Raw genomic sequence first — 18,963 nt, 5'->3', positions numbered from 1 at the left:
TTATTGCTGTTAAAAGATTTGATGATTTAGCAAAAAAATATAAATAATTTTTACCATTGCTAATAAAATTTATTAATTGAAAAAATTTCAATATTCTTGTTGTTTACAAAACAATAGGATACTTTGTTAAATTATTATATATATAATATATTATATTATATTAATAATCATTATGATTATTAATATAAAAAAGCATTTTTTGCCTATTTATCAATATCAAAAATTATATAATAGAACTTATAAATAAATGAATAAGTCTTTACAGCTAGGCTATTTACCTACTGATTTTGGAAGATGAACATGTCGGAAAATGTAATCAATGATATTGTTAATTGGTTAGAAAGCCAATTGCAACTAAATGAAGGCATTAAGATTGATAAAATTGCTAATAAAAGTGGTTATTCTAAATGGCATTTACAACGGATATTTAAACAATTAAAAGGTTGTACATTGGGTGAATATGTACGTAAACGTCGTTTGCTTGAAGCGGCTAGGTTATTACAGGAAGGTCAATCTCCTATTTTAGATATAGCTCTAAAATACGGGTTTAGTTCCCAAGCTACTTTCACCCGCGTTTTTAAAAAACATTTTAATACTACACCTGCTAAATTTCGCCAAAATGGGCAGTTACCAGACTTCAATCAATTCATGAACTAATCCAATTAATTCTTAGACATTAATTATTATCTGAAAGTACAATAAATATCATCATTAACGAATGCTTATAATTGTAATTATTAATTTTATTATGGAAACTATTTGCCAAAACTGGTCTCATTAATAAAATACTGAACTAGAATAAGAACTAATATTAAAGTTATAAATATCATAGTAGCCTATTCATCAACGTATAAACTAGATAGATCTAAACTTAAGTTGTTAGTATCTCAAGCACACCTTGACTACAAACTATTTGCAACTACTTATTAGAAACCAGTGTATCAGTTAATTTACCATGTGATTTTTCTAGTGGTACTCCATTGGACAAGGTCTTTGGTTACCACTCGTACTAAGTTATTAACTTCCGCAGCAGATAGATTTAGACCAATAAATTAAACTATATTCAGCTCTATACAGGCAAAAAGAGGTTGCCTTAAGCAAAAAATAAACTACGTTCATGAAACTGTAGCATCTCATATGTCATATGTCTATATGGTATTAATTATTTTCTACAAAGATAGAAAAATTTTTTATTTCTTCTAATTTTTTTTGAAAAAAGACTAGCTTAGCTCCGAAAAAATGTTATTGATAGCATCAATAACGTGTTCAACATATTGAACACGCATATTAGTGAATAGTAGCAATGAACACAAGATATTCGAGTTCTATTAAAAATTAGGTAGATAATAGATATAGATAATATTTATATGTATAAACCACATAGTAAATGCAGACTGTACGAATATTATCCTCTTTTCAGCATATCACTATTAATACTACAGGCAGCGGTTATAATCATAAAAAAATTATTGGCATGTAAATAAGGATAATTAAGCACATTCAATAGCTTGTCAAGAATAAGCTTGTGCTAACTTTTTTAGTTGAACAATAACCATTACCGCATGAATATAATAAAGTAAAATCCACAACAACCCTGTGCTGGTTACGGCCTTGTATTTGTCGATTGAAGAAATCTAAATATAAACAATTAAATTTTAAACATCGAATACTTGTGACGAAATCATTATAATAAGTAGCAACTAAGTCACCATCAGCACAATTGATATTTTAAATCACATGAAATAAAAAATGACGGGGCTCTTACTAATTATAGTGAATACCTACGTTATGAGTCTAATTTTAAATTAAGAAAATATTTTTTATTTCATAATGTACCGGAATAATTGCTTTTGTTTTTAGGGTTAATTACTTTATACCACCGGTATGAACAATTTAAGTTATGAACAATTTAAGTATCACAGAACTATATATGATCAGCTAACAAGGAGATCATGTGTAAATCTATGTAGGTGGTAATAACTTAAGAAAAAATTCCTGAAGCCATATATATTATATGCATACCCTCTTTTAACTAAAAAAGGTATTGTATACTGACAACTAAATTGATAACATAATTATTGCTTATTTTTTGATAAAAATAGCAATAATTTTTTATATTTATATTGATATTAAAGTAGATGTAGATAAAACAGCTATTTTAGAAAAATAATTCATTATTTATGAGTCTTTATCTTTTTAACTAGGACTTTTAACTTTTGCCCTGGTCGAAAAGTAACTACTCGACGAGCAGTAATAGGAATATATTCTCCAGTCTTTGGATTTCTACCCGGGCGTTCACTTTTATTACGCAGATCAAAATTACCAAAACCTGAAAGTTTTACCTGCTTCCCATTTTCTAATGAACGAATAATTTCTTCAAATAAAAATTTAACTAAGTCTTTAGCATCACGTTTACTTATACCTAGTGTTTCGAACATACTTTCTGATATTTTATTTTTTGTAAGCGCCATAGTTTTAGTTCCTCAAGGAGGCTTGGAATCGCAGTTTTAACGCAGCAACACATTTATCAACAGTTGCTGTAATCTCTTTTTCTTCTAGAGTACGATTTGTATCCTGTAAGATTAAGCTAATAGCAAGGCTCTTATAACCTTCCGCTATACCTTTACCACAGTAAACATCAAACAAGTTTATGCTAACTATATTATTTATAATAACTTTCTTGCATTCAGCTAAGACGTCCGCTGTTGCTACCTCTTCTGGTACTAAAACTGCAATATCTCGTCGGTTAGAGGGGAAACGTGAAATAATATTTGCTTTAGGAATAACGCGTTCCGCAACGGCATCCCATAGCAATTCAAAAACAAGTGTTCGACCATTCAAATCTAGCTTATTTTCTAGTTCAGGATGAATAACGCCTACATATCCAATATAATCATTATTTAGATAAATACCAGCGCTTTGTCCAGGATGAAGTGTAGGATTATAGTGATCCTTATAAATAATATTGTTTAATTTTCCTGTTAATGACAGGATTGTTTCAACGTCACCTTTAATATCAAAAAAATCCACCTCGCGTTTTTCTTGTGACCAGTGCTCTTCATAGCGATTTCCCGTAATAACACCGGCTAACATCAATTCTTGCCTAATACCATGTTCTGCTGTTAAATCAGGTATAAATCTGAATCCTATTTCAAATAATCTAATTCTATTTTGTTGACGATTTTGATTATAAATTACGGTCGTTAATAAGCCTGGCAATAAAGAAAGCCGCATTGCTGACATATCAGTTGAAATAGGATCAGGTAAAATTATTGCATCTGAATCTGGATGGATCAGGAGCTGAATTTTAGGATTAACAAAACTGTAGGTAATAGCTTCATTGTAATCACGATCAATTAATAAAGTTTTAACTCGTTTTAATGGTAGAACCGACTCACAACAGGTGTTCATGATTAAATCAGCATGTAAAGATACACCGGGTATATTATTATACCCATAAATCCTGGCTACTTCTTCAATCAAATCTTCTTCAATTTGCATATCAAAACGCCAAGATGGCGCAATTATCTTCCAATTATCTTGTTCACCAATCACTTGGCAACCTAAGCGCTGAAGGATTTGAGTAACTTTAATATCTGAAATACTATGACCAATCAAACGATCTAGTTTTTTCCTAGTTAGGGTTATTTTTGCTACTATTGGTAAGTTTGGTTTATTGCTAACATCAATAATATTTCCCACTTCGCCACCACAAATTTCAACTATTAATTTGGTAGCCCGTTCTATAGCTTGATATTGTAACTGTGGATCGACACCTCTAATAAAACGGTGTGAAGCCTCAGTATGTATACCATAATGACGTACCCGGTTAGCAATCGCTAATGGATTGAAAAAAGCACTATCTAACAGTATATTAGAGGTATTTTCATTGATACTGGAGTGCTTACCGCTCAAAATTCCAGCAATTCCTAAGATATTTTTTTGATCTGCTATGACTAAAGTATCTTGTTTCAAAGTTACCTTGCTGTCATCAGGTAAAACTAATGTTTCATTATGTTTAGCCATTCGAATAATTATAGCACCATTTAATTGATCCAGATCATAAGTATTTAATGGCTGACCTAACTCTACTAATACAAAATTAGTAATATCAACTATAGAATTAATAGCACAGATCCCTCCTCTCCGTAATTTTTCTCTCATCCAGTAGGGTGTTTGTGCGGTAATATTAATGTTTTTTATTACCCGTCCTAAAAAGCGTGGACATGCCATAGGTGCTTCCACTATAATAGGAAAAATAGTAGCATCAGTGCTTTTAATTGGTTTAATCTTTACCGTATTTAACTCCAAGTTATTGATAGCTGCAATATCGCGAGCGATACCTAATATGCTTAAGCAATCAGCACGATTCGGTGGCGAATTTATTTCTAAAATATTGTCATCCAGTTGCAAATAGTTACGAATATCGATACCAATAGGCGCGTCATGTGGTAGCTCAATAATGCTATTATGGTCATCTGAAATATCAAGTTCATAATAAGAACAAAACATACCTTCAGAAAGTTTACCATGGATTTTTGTTGCTTTTATTTTAAAATTTTCAGGTAAAACCGCGCCAATTATTGCCACAGCGACTTTTAATCCTTGACGACAATTTGGTGCTCCACAGATAATATTGAGTAAATGTTCAGTACCAACATTGACTTTTGTTAACCGTAATTTATCTGCATTAGGATGTTGAATACATTCAACGATCTCACCGACTACCACACCTTGAAATTGACCGGCTACAGGTTTAACATCATCAATCTCCAAACCAGCTATTGTCATCTGCTCTGATAAGGCTTCACTGCTTATAGCGGGATTTACCCATTCACGTAACCAAAATTCACTTAATTTCATTTTATAATTATGCCTTATCTAAATTGTTTAAGAAAACGAAGATCATTTTCAAAAAAAGCACGTAAATCAGTCACGTCATAGCGTAACATCGTTAAACGCTCCATTCCCATTCCAAAGGCAAAACCAGAATATAAATCAGGATTAATGCCAACATTTTGTAATACATTTGGATGTACCATGCCACAACCTAATACTTCTAACCATTTACCATTTTCCCCCATGACATCAACTTCAGCTGAAGGTTCAGTGAATGGAAAATATGATGGCCGAAAACGAATGTAGGTTTTTTCTCCCAAAAAATGATTTAAAAAATCATGTAGTGTACCTTTTAAATTAGTAAAACTAATGTTGTTACCAACAATTAAGCCTTCTGTCTGATGAAACATTGGCGTATGGGTTTTATCATAATCATTTCGGTACACACGACCAGGTGCAATAATGCGAATCGGCGGTTGTTTACCTTTCATGGTACGAATTTGCACACCAGAAGTTTGTGTGCGTAATAGACGCGTAGTATCAAACCAAAAAGTATCATGTGAAGCACGAGCTGGATGGTTAGCAGGGATATTTAAAGCATCAAAATTGTGATAATCATCCTCTATTTCAGGTCCATAAACAATAGAAAAACCAAGTTTACCAAAGTATTCTTCAATATGATCAATGGTGCGAGTTACTGGATGAAGACTACCATGTTCTATTTGACGACCTGGTAATGAAATATCTATTTTTGCTGCTGCTAATTTAGTATTTAATATCTTATTTTTTAACTGTTTTTTACGTATATTCAATGAATGCAGAACTTCTTGTTTCACCTGATTAATCACTGCTCCTGCGGCATGGCGATCTTCGGCACGTAGATTACGCAATGTTGACATCTGTAGTGTTAAATAGCTTTTTTTACCTAAAAACTCAACACGAACTGAATCCAACGCAGCAACATCCTGAGCTTTTTCTATGGCTGCTTTTATTTGCGCAACCAATTCAACTAGTTGTGGCATCTTTTCCTCTTCTACCAGTTGGCCAAATCATTATTGAAAATAATAATTTTTATTAATTACTAACAAAAAAGCCTCCAAATGGAGGCTTTTCTCGATTTTACGTTTCTTTTCTTAAATCAACAATAATTTTGGTGCTAAATAAAAAAAGAAACTAAAAAAGCAATTTTCATCTTTAAGCGGTGATTCATAAAATAATATAACTGGTCATCATCAATAAAAATGATGGCGGCTATGCCCACTTAGCTTTCACTCAAGATAACGCGCTCTTTGCTTTATCGACTAATGCTGCAAATGCAATTTTATCAAAAAAAGCAATATCAGATAAGATTTTACGGTTAATTTTAATTGAGGCTTTCTTCAGACCATTAATGAAATAACTATAAGATAAACCATGCTGACGAGCAGCGGCATTAATACGTGCTATCCACAATTGACGGAACTTACGCTTACGCTGACGCCGGTCACGATAAGCATATTGACTAGCTTTAATTACTGCTTGTAAAGCAACACGATAAACACGCGAACGAGCACCATAGTAACCTTTTGCTTGCTTTAATATTTTGTTGTGACTTGCGCGGGCTATTACACCACGCTTTACGCGTGTCATATATACCTCCTATCACTTCTAATTAGATTTGATAATTTTAACCAACTAAAAAATAAAATTTATGCGTATGGCAAACAAGCTACTACCATACCTATATCACCTTTATAAACCATAGCTTTTGGTCGTAAATGACGTTTACGTTTAGTTGACTTTTTAGTCATAATATGACGAAGGTTAGCATGCTTATGCTTAATACCACCACTGGCAGTTTTTTTAAAACGCTTTGCTGCACCACGTATTGTTTTAATTTTTGGCATTTTAAATATCCATTTCGCATTCTTAATTATAACTAGCTAGGTGATAGTTTTAGATATAAATAAAATCCTATTACTTGATTGCCTAACTATTTCTTTTTCGGTACAAGCATCATGGTCATCTGACGGCCTTCGATCTTGCTTGGAAAAGATTCTACTACTGACATCTCATCCAAATCGTTTTTGATACGATTAAGCATATCAACACCTATTTTTTGGTGCGCTATTTCACGACCTCTAAACCGTAACGTGATTTTTGCTTTATCCCCATCATCTAGAAAGCGAATTAAGTTTCGTAGTTTGACCTGATAATCACCTTCATCTGTACCAGGTCGGAATTTAATTTCCTTTACCTGAATAACTTTTTGTTTCTTTTTTTGCTCTTTTAGTGATTTACTTTTCTCATAGAGGAACTTGCCGTAATCCATTATACGGCAAACTGGTGGCTCGGCATTTGGACTAATTTGGACTAAATCAACACCAGCTTCCTCTGCTTTTTCAAGAGCTTCTTTTAGACTTATGATACCAATCAGCTCGCCATTTAAACCAGTTAAACGAACTTTGGAAGCACGAATATCCGTATTAATACGATTCGGTCGTGCTGTTTGTCTTTTCCAGCCTTTAATACTTTATTCCTCCAGTTGATAAATACGACGAGTGCGAATTTCATAAAGCACTCTTTCTGCAAATTCTGTGACGTCAAATTTTCCTAAATCTTTACCATTACGAGTTCTAACAGATAACTTATTCGATGCAACTTCTTTATCACCACAAATTAACATATAAGGAACACAACGCAAAATATGCTCACGAATTTTAAAGCCTATTTTTTCGTTTCTAACGTCGGCTTTTGCCCTAATACCCAAATTACTCAATTTTTCTACTACTTTTTGTACAAAATCAACTTGTGCATTCGTAATATTTATTATTACCATTTGTAATGGTGCTAACCAGGTTGGGAAGAATCCAGCATACTGTTCTGTTAAAATACCAATAAAACGTTCAAGTGAACCTAAAACAGCACGGTGGATCATTACTGGTACTTGACGTTTATTATTTTGATCTATATAGTGAGCACCTAAACGACCAGGTAATGCGAAATCTAGCTGTACAGTACCACATTGCCAAGCTCGATCCAAACAATCATACAGGGTAAATTCAATTTTAGGCCCATAAAATGCACCTTCCCCGGATTGATAATCAAATACAATATCCTTTAGTGCCTTAGCAAGATCTGCTTCTGCGCGATCCCATTGAGCATCAGTGCCTATTCTTTTTTCTGGTCTGGTTGACAATTTAACTACAATTTTTTTAAAGCCAAAGGTTGCATACACATCATAAATCATTTTAATGCAACTTCTTACTTCAGTTAGAATTTGATCTTCAGTACAAAAAATATGCCCATCATCTTGGGTAAAACAACGCACGCGCATCAAACCATGTAAAGCACCAGATGGTTCATTACGGTGACAACTGCCAAACTCTGCCATACGTAAGGGTAAATCACGATAAGATTTTAAGCCTTGATTAAATATTTGTACATGCCCCGGGCAATTCATCGGTTTTATACAATATTCTCTGTTTTCCGATGATGTGGTAAACATATTTTCTTTATAGTTTTCCAAGTGCCCTGTTTTTTCCCAAAGAATAAGGTCCATCATTAATGGACTTTTTACTTCTTGGTATTGATATTCATTAAATTTAGTACGGATAAAGGTTTCTAATTCACGAAATATTACCCAACCATCATTATGCCAAAAGGTCATCCCGGGTGCTTCTTCCTGCATATGATAAAGATCAAGTTCTTTACCTATCTTGCGATGATCTCGCTTAGCTACTTCTTCTAAACTTAACAAATAAGTAGCTAATTGTTTTTTATTAGTCCAAGCTGTTCCATATATCCTTTGTATCATCTTATTTTTACTATTATCACGCCAATATGCGCCAGCCACTTTTTGTAATTTGAAGTAATGACAAAAGCGCATATTAGGTACATGCGGACCACTACAGATGTCAATATATTCTTTATGAGAATAAAGTGTAGGATGATCATTTTTATTAATATTTTCATCCAAAAATTTAACTTTATAATCATCACCTCTAGCAACAAACGTATTCCTTGCTTCCTCCCAACTAACTCGCTTTTTGATAACATCATAGTTTTTTTCAGCAAGTTCGTGCATGCGTTGCTCAATTTTTTCTAGATCTTCCTGGTTTATAGCAGGATCTAAATCAACGTCACAATAAAAACCATTTTCAATGATCGGGCAAATTGCCATTTTAGTCTTTGGCCATAATTGTTTAATAGCATGGCCCAGTAAATATGCGCATGAGTTACGAATAATCCCTAAACCCTCGAAGTCTTTACTAGTAATAATATATAATTGAGCATCATTCTTGATTACATCATTCGCATCAATAAGCTTACCATTAACACGACCGGCTATACAGCCTTTAGCAAGGTCTGAGCCAATATCATTCGCAATATCCATTACTGAAACAGCATGCTCATATTCACATTTACTGCCATTAGGAAAAGTAATAACTGGCATTTAATATCCTTGATTTAAAGTGGTTATCAATATGCAGATCACATATATATAAATATATTTTTATTAAAAGTTAGTTAAAGCTATTTTTACTTAATCTGGTAAGTAATTTACGTGCTAAATTAGCACGAAAGGAACAAGTACTTGCATTAACTTAGCAGATGATATTACCATCATGTAGATCTAATTAATAGATTTTTATTGGATAATAAAAATAAAAAACTAAACACCCAGTGACAAAATAATTATTAGCTAGTTTAATTTTAATTAATTTAGTTTAAATTTATTTTTAAAGATACAGTAAAATAGTAATAAAATGCCAGATTAGTTTGTCACTAAACTTTTATTCAAGTTGAAGCAATGTGATTTTTAGTAAAAAATGTATTATGATAATAATGGCAATCAATTTTCTGATTATAAATCAATAATTAATCAATTGAATGAATGATAAGTATTTTTTATTTTCTATAGATAGCGTTGGTTATTAGTATTAAGATATTTTGTTTGAATATGTTGATTAAACTATTTTATTTTGCTATTAATTTTATTGATTACAATATGATAATTTTTATTTAAAATTAGTCGTAATACTCCAACATCATTAATATAAGCAACTATAGATATATAATCTAGTATTTTTATATTATGAATATAAAACCAAATAAATATTATTTACAGGATCTTTAAGTTAGTGGTTGGTAGGTAGCTATTTTTTAGCTTGTAACCAATAAATAACTATCATGATCAGCAGTCAGTCCTATAGTGTAGGACTGACTTACTACATTAACCTAAAAATTAAATTTAATTTTTATAATTGCTATAATTAAGGTTTCATTAATAGTATCGTATTATGCCGTATAATTAAAAATTCTTTTTATGTTGACAAGATAACTTCAACCTACGATAAAGCTTGTTACTATTTTTGAAGGTATCAAAGGTGCCCAGAGGCGGAATTGAACCACCGACACAAGGATTTTCAGTCCTCTGCTCTACCAACTGAGCTATCCGGGCAACAAGGTAAATTAGACCTTATTTTACATAACTAGTCAATATATTTTCTATAAAAAATACGGAATCATACTTATTTGCTGTTATTTTGAACTACAAAATGTTGATATTAATGTTTAAATATGAATTAGCTCCTATTTGAAATAATATATACTGTAAATTTATCCATGTCCTTACATTTATTTAAAATTTAGTCAAAGGCATTAATAATCAGATCTATTTATTAGCATAGAATGGTTTTTAATTCTTTATTTACCATTACTGCTTATTCTTAAGCATGACAATTCTATAAATAAATTTAGGTACATGATGAATACTTCTATCTATAATTAGGTTTCACCATATATATTCATTATATTTAAAATTAATAACTAAGATTTTTTTCATAACTATGATATTTTTTCTTAAGTAGTAGTACTTATAATAAGTATGGCATGCTATACACTTGAACTAATTACATATTATGTATGTAATCATATTGATGATAATTCATAAAAAATATTTTTTATCATGAAAATATATACTAGATCTTAATTAAGATTAATATTAGGAGAATTGTATGCGTTGGTTCCCATTCATACTTTTATGCCTGTTAATTTATCTGGAAACTGTTATTTTTGTTAGAGTTGCTGAGAGCATAGGTGTATTAACCACTTTAATATTAGTTGTTTTAACTTCATTTTTGGGAATTTCGTTAGTAAAAAGTCAAGGGGTTAAGAACTTATTTTTAATACGTAAAAAATTAGCTGATGGGGTAAATCCAGCAGAAGAAATAATTAAAAATATGGCCTTAGTGATTGCTAGTATTCTATTAATATTACCTGGATTTTTTACTGATTTTTTAGGTTCGTTACTACTATTTTCTTCTATCCAAAAATTGATATTCATGAAGCTTATGCCGCATATTTATTTTTATTCTACCTGGGCAGCTAACGATAATTTTAATAGCTTTTCAAAAGGGCATACCTATGAAGGCGAATTTGATAAAAAATATGATTATCTATCAAACGGTATGAAATATGGAGATAAAATTTTTAAAAAAGATGATCATAAAGATAAATAATCTTGATTATTCTGTTTTTTAACTTATAAAGAAAAAATAAAAAATTTTTATACTCACCCCTTGAACTAATTTTAATTGGCCCCATGTACTTACATAAGATACTAGTTTAATGAGTACGTACTAGTATCATCCTTATTTACCTTATATAGATTTTATTTATAGGAGATCTATTAATGAAAATTCGTCCATTACATGATCGGGTTATTATCAAGCGCGATGAAGTTGATGCTAAATCAGCCGGTGGTATTGTTCTTACGGGAACTGCAGCTGGTAAATCAACTCGAGGAAAAGTGCTAGCTGTTGGTAACGGCCGCATGTTAGAAAATGGTGAAAATAAACCATTAGATGTTAAAGTTGGCGATACTGTAATTTTTAACGATGGCTATAGCGTGAAGACAGAAAAGATTGATAACGAAGAGGTCTTAATTATGTCAGAAAGCGATATTCTGGCAATTGTTGAAAAATAATTTCTCATGTTGAAAAATAATTTCTCACTTAGATCTTCTGAATGAAAGAATTTAAAGGAAAGAAACAATGGCAGCTAAAGACGTAAAATTTGGTAGTGATGCACGAGCTAAAATGCTTCGTGGAGTTAATATTCTTGCTGATGCAGTTAAAGTTACTTTAGGTCCGAAAGGGCGTAATGTAGTTCTGGATAAATCTTTCGGTTCACCATCAATTACAAAAGATGGTGTTTCTGTTGCCCGTGAAATTGAATTAGAAGATAAATTCGAAAATATGGGTGCTCAAATGGTAAAAGAAGTTGCATCTAAGGCTAATGATGCAGCAGGTGATGGCACAACGACAGCAACAGTACTAGCTCAATCGATTGTTAGTGAAGGTTTAAAAGCAGTTGCAGCCGGCATGAACCCGATGGATTTGAAACGCGGTATTGATAGAGCAGTTTCTGTGGCAGTTAAGGAACTTGGAAAATTATCTGAGACTTGTACTGATAATGAAAAAATTAAACAAGTTGGTACTATTTCTGCTAACTCTGATAAAACAGTTGGGGATTTAATTGCTAAGGCAATGAAAAAAGTTGGTAAAGAAGGTGTTATTACCGTTGAAGAAGGATCTGGTTTAGAAGATGACCTAGACGTTGTCGAAGGTATGCAGTTTGATCGCGGTTATTTATCTCCTTACTTTATCAATAAACCTGATACCGGTTCTGCTGAATTGGAAAATCCCTATATCCTGTTAGTAGATAAGAAGATTTCTAACGTTCGTGAATTATTACCTGTATTAGAAGGTGTAGCTAAAGCAGGTAAACCGCTATTGATTATTGCTGAAGATGTTGAAGGTGAAGCATTAGCTACATTAGTAGTCAACAATCTACGTGGTATTGTAAAAGTTGCTGCTGTAAAAGCTCCAGGCTTTGGTGACCGTCGTAAAGCGATGCTACAGGATATTGCTATCCTAACTCATGGAACTGTTATTTCTGAAGAAATAGGGATGGATTTGGAGAAAACTACTCTTGAAAATTTAGGTCAAGCGAAGCGCATCGTCATCAACAAAGATATCACAACTATTATTGATGGTCTCGGTACAAAAGAGACGATTAAAGGCCGGATTGAACAGATTAAACAACAACGTGATGAAGCATCCTCTGATTATGATCGTGAAAAATTACAGGAGCGTATTGCTAAGTTATCAGGCGGTGTTGCCGTGATTAAAGTTGGTGCTGCTACTGAAGTTGAAATGAAAGAGAAACGTGCTCGTGTCGATGATGCATTGCATGCAACTCGTGCCGCAGTAGAGGAAGGCATTGTGGCTGGTGGTGGTATTGCTCTAGTTCGTGTTGCAACTGAATTAGATAAGTTGAAAGGGGAAAATGAAGATCAAACTGTTGGTATTCGTATAGCCTTACGTGCGATGGAATCACCAATGCGCCAGATTGTTGAGAATGCTGGTGAAGAATCTGCTGTAGTTGTTAACAATGTTAAGCAAGGTAAGGGCAACTATGGTTATAACGCTTTAACTGAAGCGTATGGAGACATGCTTGAAATGGGGATTCTAGATCCAACTAAGGTTACTCGTTCCGCTTTACAATTTGCTGCATCAATCGCCGGTCTTATGATTACCACTGAAGCGATGGTTACTGATTTACCAAAAGAAGATAAACCTGATATAGGTGCTAATGCTGGTATGGGTGGCATGGGTGGTATGGGTGGTATGATGTAAGATATTATAATCTTAATATTATTATCTTTATCATAATCATAAGAAGGACCCTGAGTTTAATTTTAAACTCGGGGTTTTTTATTGTTATATTTTATCTGTTTGCTATTTTAAATATGATTTAACCGATTATTTTTACTTAAATAAGGTTAAATATTTTTAATGTGCTAGTTATAGGATATTAATGGTAAAATTATTTTACTAAATATTATTTTATTTATTTTTGATAAAAATCAAAACTTATTCATAACCTGTTTAACAACTAATAAATTACTAACCAAAAGTAATTATCTAAGTGGCGTAATTAATGAATATAGTTGATTGTGTAGTTCAGCTTACTATTTGGTTAAATAGTTATTGTAATTTTAAATCAATTTGTATTTTACTTAGTTTTCCACCTATTTCTCTAGTTAATCTCGGTACCAGATATCCTGAGATACGAGTAAGTAGTTCTTTCATTATAATCCTAGCCTCTTCATCCGTTACTATAAAATGGGCCGCTCCTTGAACTTTATCTAATAAATGTAAATAATAAGGTAGTATTCCATTTTCAAACAGTTTATTACTTAATTGAGCTAGACAGTCAGCATTATTATTAACACCACGCAAAAGCACACTTTGGTTTAATAAGGTAACATTTACCTGTTTTAATTGTTTCATTGCGCTACTAAACTCGCTGTCAATTTCATTGGCATGGTTAATATGAGTCACCATAATAACCTGTAGTCGAGAAACATTTAAGCGTTGGCAAAGTGTTGTGGTAATACGAGCAGGAATAACTACTGGTAATCTGCTATGTATCCTAAGTCGTTTTATATGAGGTATAGCTTCTAATTTTAACATCAGCCAATCTAACTCATGATCTTTTGCCATTAAAGGATCCCCACCTGAAAAGATAACTTCATTAAGCTCAGTATGCCGTTGAATATAATTTAAGGCATTCTGCCAGTTTTTTTTGTTTCCTTTGTTTTTTTCGTAGGGAAAGTGCCTGCGGAAGCAGTAGCGGCAATTAACAGCACAACTTCCTTTCACTAATAGTAGGACGCGATCCGGATATTTATGTAATAGGCCAGGAATTGGAATATTTTTCTCATTTAGTGGGTCAGTAGAAAATGTTGGTGTAATATTAAATTCAGTTTTTACGGGTATTACTTGCCTTAAAAGTGGATCATGTGCATCACCGATACGCATTTTAGCAATAAATTTGTGGGGTACGCGCAGCGGAAATAAAGCCCTAGCGGCACTTCCAGCACGCAATTCAGGATTATTTTGTAGTGACAGTAATCTTAGCAATGCGTCAGGATCAGTTATAATTTTGGTAAGTTGTTGTAGCCAGACTTCTCTGGTAAATTTTTTTTTAGTTACAATATTGAACATTTTTGAATATGCAATTTTTACTTTTAAAATTTAAAGGATTTATATGATTATCTATAGTACCAATGAATTTCACTCAGGTCTTAAAATCATGTTAGATAGCGAGCCTTGTGCAATTGTGGAAAGCGAATTTATCAAACCAGGCAAAGGTCAAGCGTTTGCTCGCGTAAAAATTCGTAAATTAATTTCTAATAAACTATTAGAAAAAACATTTAAGTCAACTGATTCTGTCGAAAGCGCTGATGTTATAGATCTGCACTTTATTTATCTATACAGTGATGGATATTTTGGGTATTTTATGAATAATAAAACTTTTGATCAACTAGCTGCTGATAAAAAAGTGATAGGTGATAATACCAAATGGTTAATTGATCAAGCTGATTGCGTTGTTACATTATGGAATGGACAACCTATTGCTATAATACCCCCTAATTTTGTTGAACTAGCAGTGGTTGAGACGGACCCAGGGTTAAAGGGAGACACTGCAGGTATGGGCGGAAAAGCTGCAATATTAAGTACAGGAGCAGTGGTAAAAGTTCCGCTATTTATTAAAATTGGTGAGGTAATAAAAGTTGATACTCGCTCAGGGGAATATGTTTCTAGGGCGAGATAATAGTTAGCTAATTTAGCATTTTTACTTGAAAGTGGTTTATTCACCATGAATGGAGTGATATAAGCAGTTATTTTTTATTTCTAATAATAGTCTAAAAATTTTAGGCTATTATTGTTTTAGTGATATTTTTTATTTTCTTAGTTCTTGTTTGACAATTTGCTATTATCCATCGCTTAATCCTAGATTGAGGTATAAATTATTTACTGTGAATTGACGATAATTTTCTCATAATTATTTTTAATAGGTCCATGTTGTACTAACGGTTTAATATATTGGTACAACAACATATTTTTATTATATTATACTGTACAAAAATATTAACTAATAAAAAGGTTATCCACAATATGTTTAGGTTTAGGTGCTATAATAGATGTAAAAATTATAAATTTAAAATAAATTTAAGCAAAATTAGTCTCTTCTATTGCATGATAGAAGCATTCTCTCACTATTAATTATTAAAAATTATGGTGCAAATTGCAGAAAACCCATTTATCTTGATTGATGGCTACTTTTATTTTTATCGTGCATATTATGCTTTTCCTCTATTAACTAATATGGCAGGGGAGCCAACCGGTGCTATGTATGGTTTTCTTACGATGCTGCGTAGTTTAATTACGCAATATCAACCTAGTCATATTGCCGTAGTATTTGATGCCAAAGGAAAAACTTTTCGACATGAATTATTTGATCAGTATAAATCTCAAAGGACCCCAATGCCGGATGATTTACGTGAACAAATAGCTCCTCTACATGAAATTCTTACTGGCATGGGTATTCCCCTATTAGTTGTTGCTGGTGTAGAAGCTGATGATGTAATAGGGACATTAGCTTTACAGGCCAGTAAGAAAGGGTTGCCTATACTGATAAGTACAGGAGATAAAGATATGGCTCAATTAGTAACCGCGGATATAAAACTCATTAATAATATGACAAATACTATCTTAGGGCCAATAGAAGTTATTGATAAATATGGCGTGCCACCTGAGTTGATGATTGATTTTATTGCTTTAATGGGCGATTATTCCGATAATATACCAGGTGTCCCTGGTATAGGAGAAAAAACAGCATTATCTTTGTTGCAGGGAATTGGCGATTTAGCAACTATTTATAACAATTTATCTGCAATTTCTATATTAGGTTTTCGTGGGTCGAAAACATTAGCAGCAAAAATGGCACTAAATAAAGATATTGTTTTTTTATCTTATAAATTAGCCACAATTAAAACTAATGTTAATTTAACTACAGATTATGATGGATTGGTTATGCAGGCGCCTGATATTGAAAAGTTACATGCGCTTTTTAGTCGTTACGAATTTAAGTTTTGGTTAGCTGATTTACCAAATTGTGGTTGGCTAACAAAAAAACTTAATAAATTTCCAACTACTATTTATATTAACAATATCGATATTTCTTTGGCTGAATCGCCTGCATCTGTTCTATTAACAAAAAGTTATCAAACTATATTGACCAAAGTTGATTTGGTGCAATGGGTTGAGAAATTACAATCGGCAAAGAGTTTTGTCTTTGATACTAAAACTGACAGCCTTGATACGCTATCAGTACATCTGGTTGGACTATCTTTTGCCATGGAAAATGGTAAAGCAGCATACCTTCCGCTAGGGCATAATTATCTTGATGCGCCACAACAGTTACCCTTAGATGAGGTATTAGAGGTGATAAAACCTGTTTTAATTGATGAAAATATTCAAAAAATTGGTCAAAATTTAAAATTTGGGTACTCCGTGATGGCAAATTATGATATTGAATTAAAAAATATGGTTTTTGATATAATGCTGGAATCTTATATATTAAATAGTGTCGCTGGACTTAGTCATCAAGATATAGATAGTTTGGCACAGCGGTATCTCAATCATAAAACTATATCTTTAAAAGATATAGCTTGCAAAGGAAAAAAAAAGTTAATGTTCAATCAAATCCCACTTGAACAAGCGTCAGCTTATGCAACTGAAGATGCAGCAGTCATATTATTATTAAACCAAACGCTTTGGCCTCAACTTGAAGCAGAACCTAAATTAAAAGAAATTTATCAACAGATAGAAATGCCTCTCGTTCCGGTATTAGCCCGTATGGAGCGGGTTGGTGTGCTTATCGATGAAAATAAGCTAGCTAAGCAATCTCAAGATATTGCAAACCGATTAATTAAGATTGAAAAAAAAGCTTATGATATCGCTGAGCAAGAATTTAATTATGCATCGCCTAAACAGTTACAAGCTATTTTGTTTGAAAAACTTCAGCTACCAGTATTAAAGAAAACGCCTAGTGGAGCACCTTCCACTAATGCAGAAGTTTTAGAAGAGCTAGCCTTTAGGCATGAGCTTCCAAAAATTATTTTGCAACACCGTCGCTTGTCAAAATTAAAATCTACTTATACTGATAAATTATCTATGATGATCCATCCAAAAACAAAAAGGTTACATACTTCTTATCACCAGGTAATAACGTCAACTGGTAGACTTTCTTCCCGTTATCCAAATTTACAAAATATTCCGGTTAGTACTGAGGAAGGTCGAAGTATTCGTCAAGCGTTTATTGCTCGTGAAGGTTATAAAATTATGGCGGCAGATTATTCGCAAATTGAACTACGTATTATGGCCCACCTTTCTCAAGATAAAGGATTGCTTGATGCTTTTGCTGAAGGAAAAGATATTCATAGAGCAACAGCGGCAGAGATTTTTGGTGTATTTTTGACTGATGTAACTAATCAGCAACGACGTAGCGCAAAAGCAATTAATTTTGGTTTAATTTATGGTATGAGAGCTTTTGGATTGTCACGCCAGTTAGGAATTACTCGTAGCCAGGCACAGTATTATATTGATCGTTATTTTGAGCACTATCCTGGTGTTTTAAGTTATATAGAGCGTGCCCGTAAGGAAGCTGCAGAAAAAGGATATGTGGAAACGATAGCAGGACGTAGACTTTATTTACCTGATATTAATTCTCGTAATGCAATACGACGTAAAGCATCTGAACGTGAGGCAATTAACGCACCAATGCAAGGAACCGCTGCAGATCTAATAAAAAAAGCTATGATCGCATTAGATAAATGGATTGAAACTGTAAAACCTGATCTTTATATGTTAATGCAAGTACATGATGAATTAGTCTTTGAAGTAAAAGAGTCTGCAGTTGAGGAGTCACAAAAAAAAATACGTCAGTTAATGGAACAAAATATGCAACTAGCTGTTCCATTAACAGTGGATGTTGGTATTGGTAATAATTGGTATGAAGCTCATTAAATAATAAAATATTAAAATATATTGAAATAAAAATCGCAATTTTTGCTATTTGCTGATAAAAAGTTCAAGCTATTTAACATGTTATATTAGTTATAATATAACATTAGTCGGTAATAAATTGCTTTTTTAGCATGATCTATTAAACTAATTTTAGTTAGATTATATATTTATTATACCTAATAATGTTTATTATTAATTA

14 protein-coding genes and 1 tRNA gene are annotated in these 18,963 nt (G+C 32.5%); 6 read left to right on the top strand and 9 right to left on the bottom strand.

Annotated features, from left to right (window positions below; all coding sequences use genetic code 11):
- Positions 1-300: 300 nt before the first annotated feature.
- On the top strand, positions 301-657 hold the full coding sequence (locus tag WBAF_RS00750; protein WP_121463190.1) for a helix-turn-helix domain-containing protein: 357 nt from the start codon (positions 301-303) through the stop codon (positions 655-657).
- Positions 658-2,174: 1,517 nt separating this feature from the next.
- Here the strand turns inward: WBAF_RS00750 and WBAF_RS00745 are convergent.
- The 8 genes from WBAF_RS00745 to WBAF_RS00710 all read right to left on the bottom strand — a co-directional run bounded on the left by WBAF_RS00745 (position 2,175) and on the right by WBAF_RS00710 (position 10,282).
- Positions 2,175-2,471: an integration host factor subunit alpha gene (locus WBAF_RS00745; protein WP_121463189.1), complete on the bottom strand. Its 297-nt coding sequence runs from the start codon at positions 2,469-2,471 to the stop codon at positions 2,175-2,177.
- Positions 2,472-2,475: 4 nt separating this feature from the next.
- Entirely contained in the window at positions 2,476-4,863 is a 2,388-nt protein-coding gene (pheT, locus tag WBAF_RS00740) for a phenylalanine--tRNA ligase subunit beta (RefSeq protein WP_121463188.1), read from the bottom strand.
- A 14-nt stretch (positions 4,864-4,877) separates the two neighbouring features.
- On the bottom strand, positions 4,878-5,861 hold the full coding sequence (pheS, locus tag WBAF_RS00735; protein ID WP_121463187.1) for a phenylalanine--tRNA ligase subunit alpha: 984 nt from the start codon (positions 5,859-5,861) through the stop codon (positions 4,878-4,880).
- 250 nt (positions 5,862-6,111) lie between these two features.
- Positions 6,112-6,468: a 50S ribosomal protein L20 gene (rplT, locus tag WBAF_RS00730; protein ID WP_121463186.1), complete on the bottom strand. Its 357-nt coding sequence runs from the start codon at positions 6,466-6,468 to the stop codon at positions 6,112-6,114.
- A 59-nt stretch (positions 6,469-6,527) separates the two neighbouring features.
- The gene (gene rpmI / locus WBAF_RS00725; protein ID WP_121463185.1) at positions 6,528-6,725 is read right to left on the bottom strand and encodes a 50S ribosomal protein L35; all 198 of its coding nucleotides are present in this window, start codon (positions 6,723-6,725) and stop codon (positions 6,528-6,530) included.
- Between the two features lie 86 nt (positions 6,726-6,811).
- On the bottom strand, positions 6,812-7,348 hold the full coding sequence (gene infC / locus WBAF_RS00720) for a translation initiation factor IF-3 (protein ID WP_121463184.1): 537 nt from the start codon (positions 7,346-7,348) through the stop codon (positions 6,812-6,814).
- 3 nt (positions 7,349-7,351) lie between these two features.
- Positions 7,352-9,274 carry a threonine--tRNA ligase gene (thrS, locus tag WBAF_RS00715; protein WP_121463183.1) on the bottom strand — a complete coding sequence of 641 codons (1,923 nt, stop codon included), beginning with the start codon at positions 9,272-9,274 and terminating at the stop codon, positions 7,352-7,354.
- 935 nt (positions 9,275-10,209) lie between these two features.
- Positions 10,210-10,282 (bottom strand) — tRNA-Phe (locus WBAF_RS00710).
- A 556-nt stretch (positions 10,283-10,838) separates the two neighbouring features.
- Between WBAF_RS00710 and WBAF_RS00705 the strand changes: the two genes are divergently transcribed.
- The 3 genes from WBAF_RS00705 to groL all read left to right on the top strand — a co-directional run bounded on the left by WBAF_RS00705 (position 10,839) and on the right by groL (position 13,523).
- Positions 10,839-11,342, top strand: coding sequence for an FxsA family protein (locus tag WBAF_RS00705; protein ID WP_121463182.1), 504 nt, complete (start codon positions 10,839-10,841; stop codon positions 11,340-11,342).
- Between the two features lie 173 nt (positions 11,343-11,515).
- A complete protein-coding gene (locus WBAF_RS00700) occupies positions 11,516-11,809 on the top strand; it encodes a co-chaperone GroES (protein WP_121463181.1) in 294 nt (97 codons plus the stop codon).
- A gap of 67 nt (positions 11,810-11,876) precedes the next feature.
- Complete coding sequence (groL, locus tag WBAF_RS00695) at positions 11,877-13,523, top strand: chaperonin GroEL (RefSeq protein WP_121463180.1); 1,647 nt, start codon at positions 11,877-11,879, stop codon at positions 13,521-13,523.
- Between the two features lie 351 nt (positions 13,524-13,874).
- Here groL and epmB read toward each other — a convergent pair whose 3' ends face one another.
- Complete coding sequence (epmB, locus tag WBAF_RS00690; RefSeq protein ID WP_121463179.1) at positions 13,875-14,897, bottom strand: EF-P beta-lysylation protein EpmB; 1,023 nt, start codon at positions 14,895-14,897, stop codon at positions 13,875-13,877.
- A gap of 43 nt (positions 14,898-14,940) precedes the next feature.
- Here epmB and efp point away from each other — a divergent pair, with 43 nt between their 5' ends.
- Positions 14,941-15,507 (top strand): elongation factor P, encoded by a 567-nt coding sequence (gene efp / locus WBAF_RS00685; RefSeq protein ID WP_121463178.1) that lies wholly within the window; start codon positions 14,941-14,943, stop codon positions 15,505-15,507.
- A gap of 464 nt (positions 15,508-15,971) precedes the next feature.
- Complete coding sequence (gene polA, locus WBAF_RS00680; protein ID WP_121463177.1) at positions 15,972-18,764, top strand: DNA polymerase I; 2,793 nt, start codon at positions 15,972-15,974, stop codon at positions 18,762-18,764.
- Positions 18,765-18,963: the final 199 nt, after the last annotated feature.

It is taken from the genome of Arsenophonus endosymbiont of Aleurodicus dispersus, assembly GCF_900343015.1.
In the GTDB taxonomy this organism is placed as follows: domain Bacteria; phylum Pseudomonadota; class Gammaproteobacteria; order Enterobacterales; family Enterobacteriaceae; genus Arsenophonus.
Note: the sequence above shows the minus strand (reverse complement) of the source record. Positions and strands in the feature narration are given on the sequence as shown.

Bases quoted from the DNA above. Each gene is read 5' to 3' on its own strand.
- polA (WP_121463177.1), top strand. From the start codon at position 15,972: ATGGTGCAAATTGCAGAAAACCCATTTATCTTGATTGATGGCTACTTT.
- WBAF_RS00700 (WP_121463181.1), top strand. From the start codon at position 11,516: ATGAAAATTCGTCCATTACATGATCGGGTTATTATCAAGCGCGATGAA.
- WBAF_RS00705 (WP_121463182.1), top strand. From the start codon at position 10,839: ATGCGTTGGTTCCCATTCATACTTTTATGCCTGTTAATTTATCTGGAA.
- WBAF_RS00750 (WP_121463190.1), top strand. From the start codon at position 301: ATGTCGGAAAATGTAATCAATGATATTGTTAATTGGTTAGAAAGCCAA.
- rplT (WP_121463186.1), bottom strand. From the start codon at position 6,468: ATGACACGCGTAAAGCGTGGTGTAATAGCCCGCGCAAGTCACAACAAA.
- efp (WP_121463178.1), top strand. From the start codon at position 14,941: ATGATTATCTATAGTACCAATGAATTTCACTCAGGTCTTAAAATCATG.
- pheT (WP_121463188.1), bottom strand. From the start codon at position 4,863: ATGAAATTAAGTGAATTTTGGTTACGTGAATGGGTAAATCCCGCTATA.
- WBAF_RS00745 (WP_121463189.1), bottom strand. From the start codon at position 2,471: ATGGCGCTTACAAAAAATAAAATATCAGAAAGTATGTTCGAAACACTA.
- epmB (WP_121463179.1), bottom strand. From the start codon at position 14,897: ATGTTCAATATTGTAACTAAAAAAAAATTTACCAGAGAAGTCTGGCTA.
- thrS (WP_121463183.1), bottom strand. From the start codon at position 9,274: ATGCCAGTTATTACTTTTCCTAATGGCAGTAAATGTGAATATGAGCAT.
- rpmI (WP_121463185.1), bottom strand. From the start codon at position 6,725: ATGCCAAAAATTAAAACAATACGTGGTGCAGCAAAGCGTTTTAAAAAA.
- pheS (WP_121463187.1), bottom strand. From the start codon at position 5,861: ATGCCACAACTAGTTGAATTGGTTGCGCAAATAAAAGCAGCCATAGAA.
- groL (WP_121463180.1), top strand. From the start codon at position 11,877: ATGGCAGCTAAAGACGTAAAATTTGGTAGTGATGCACGAGCTAAAATG.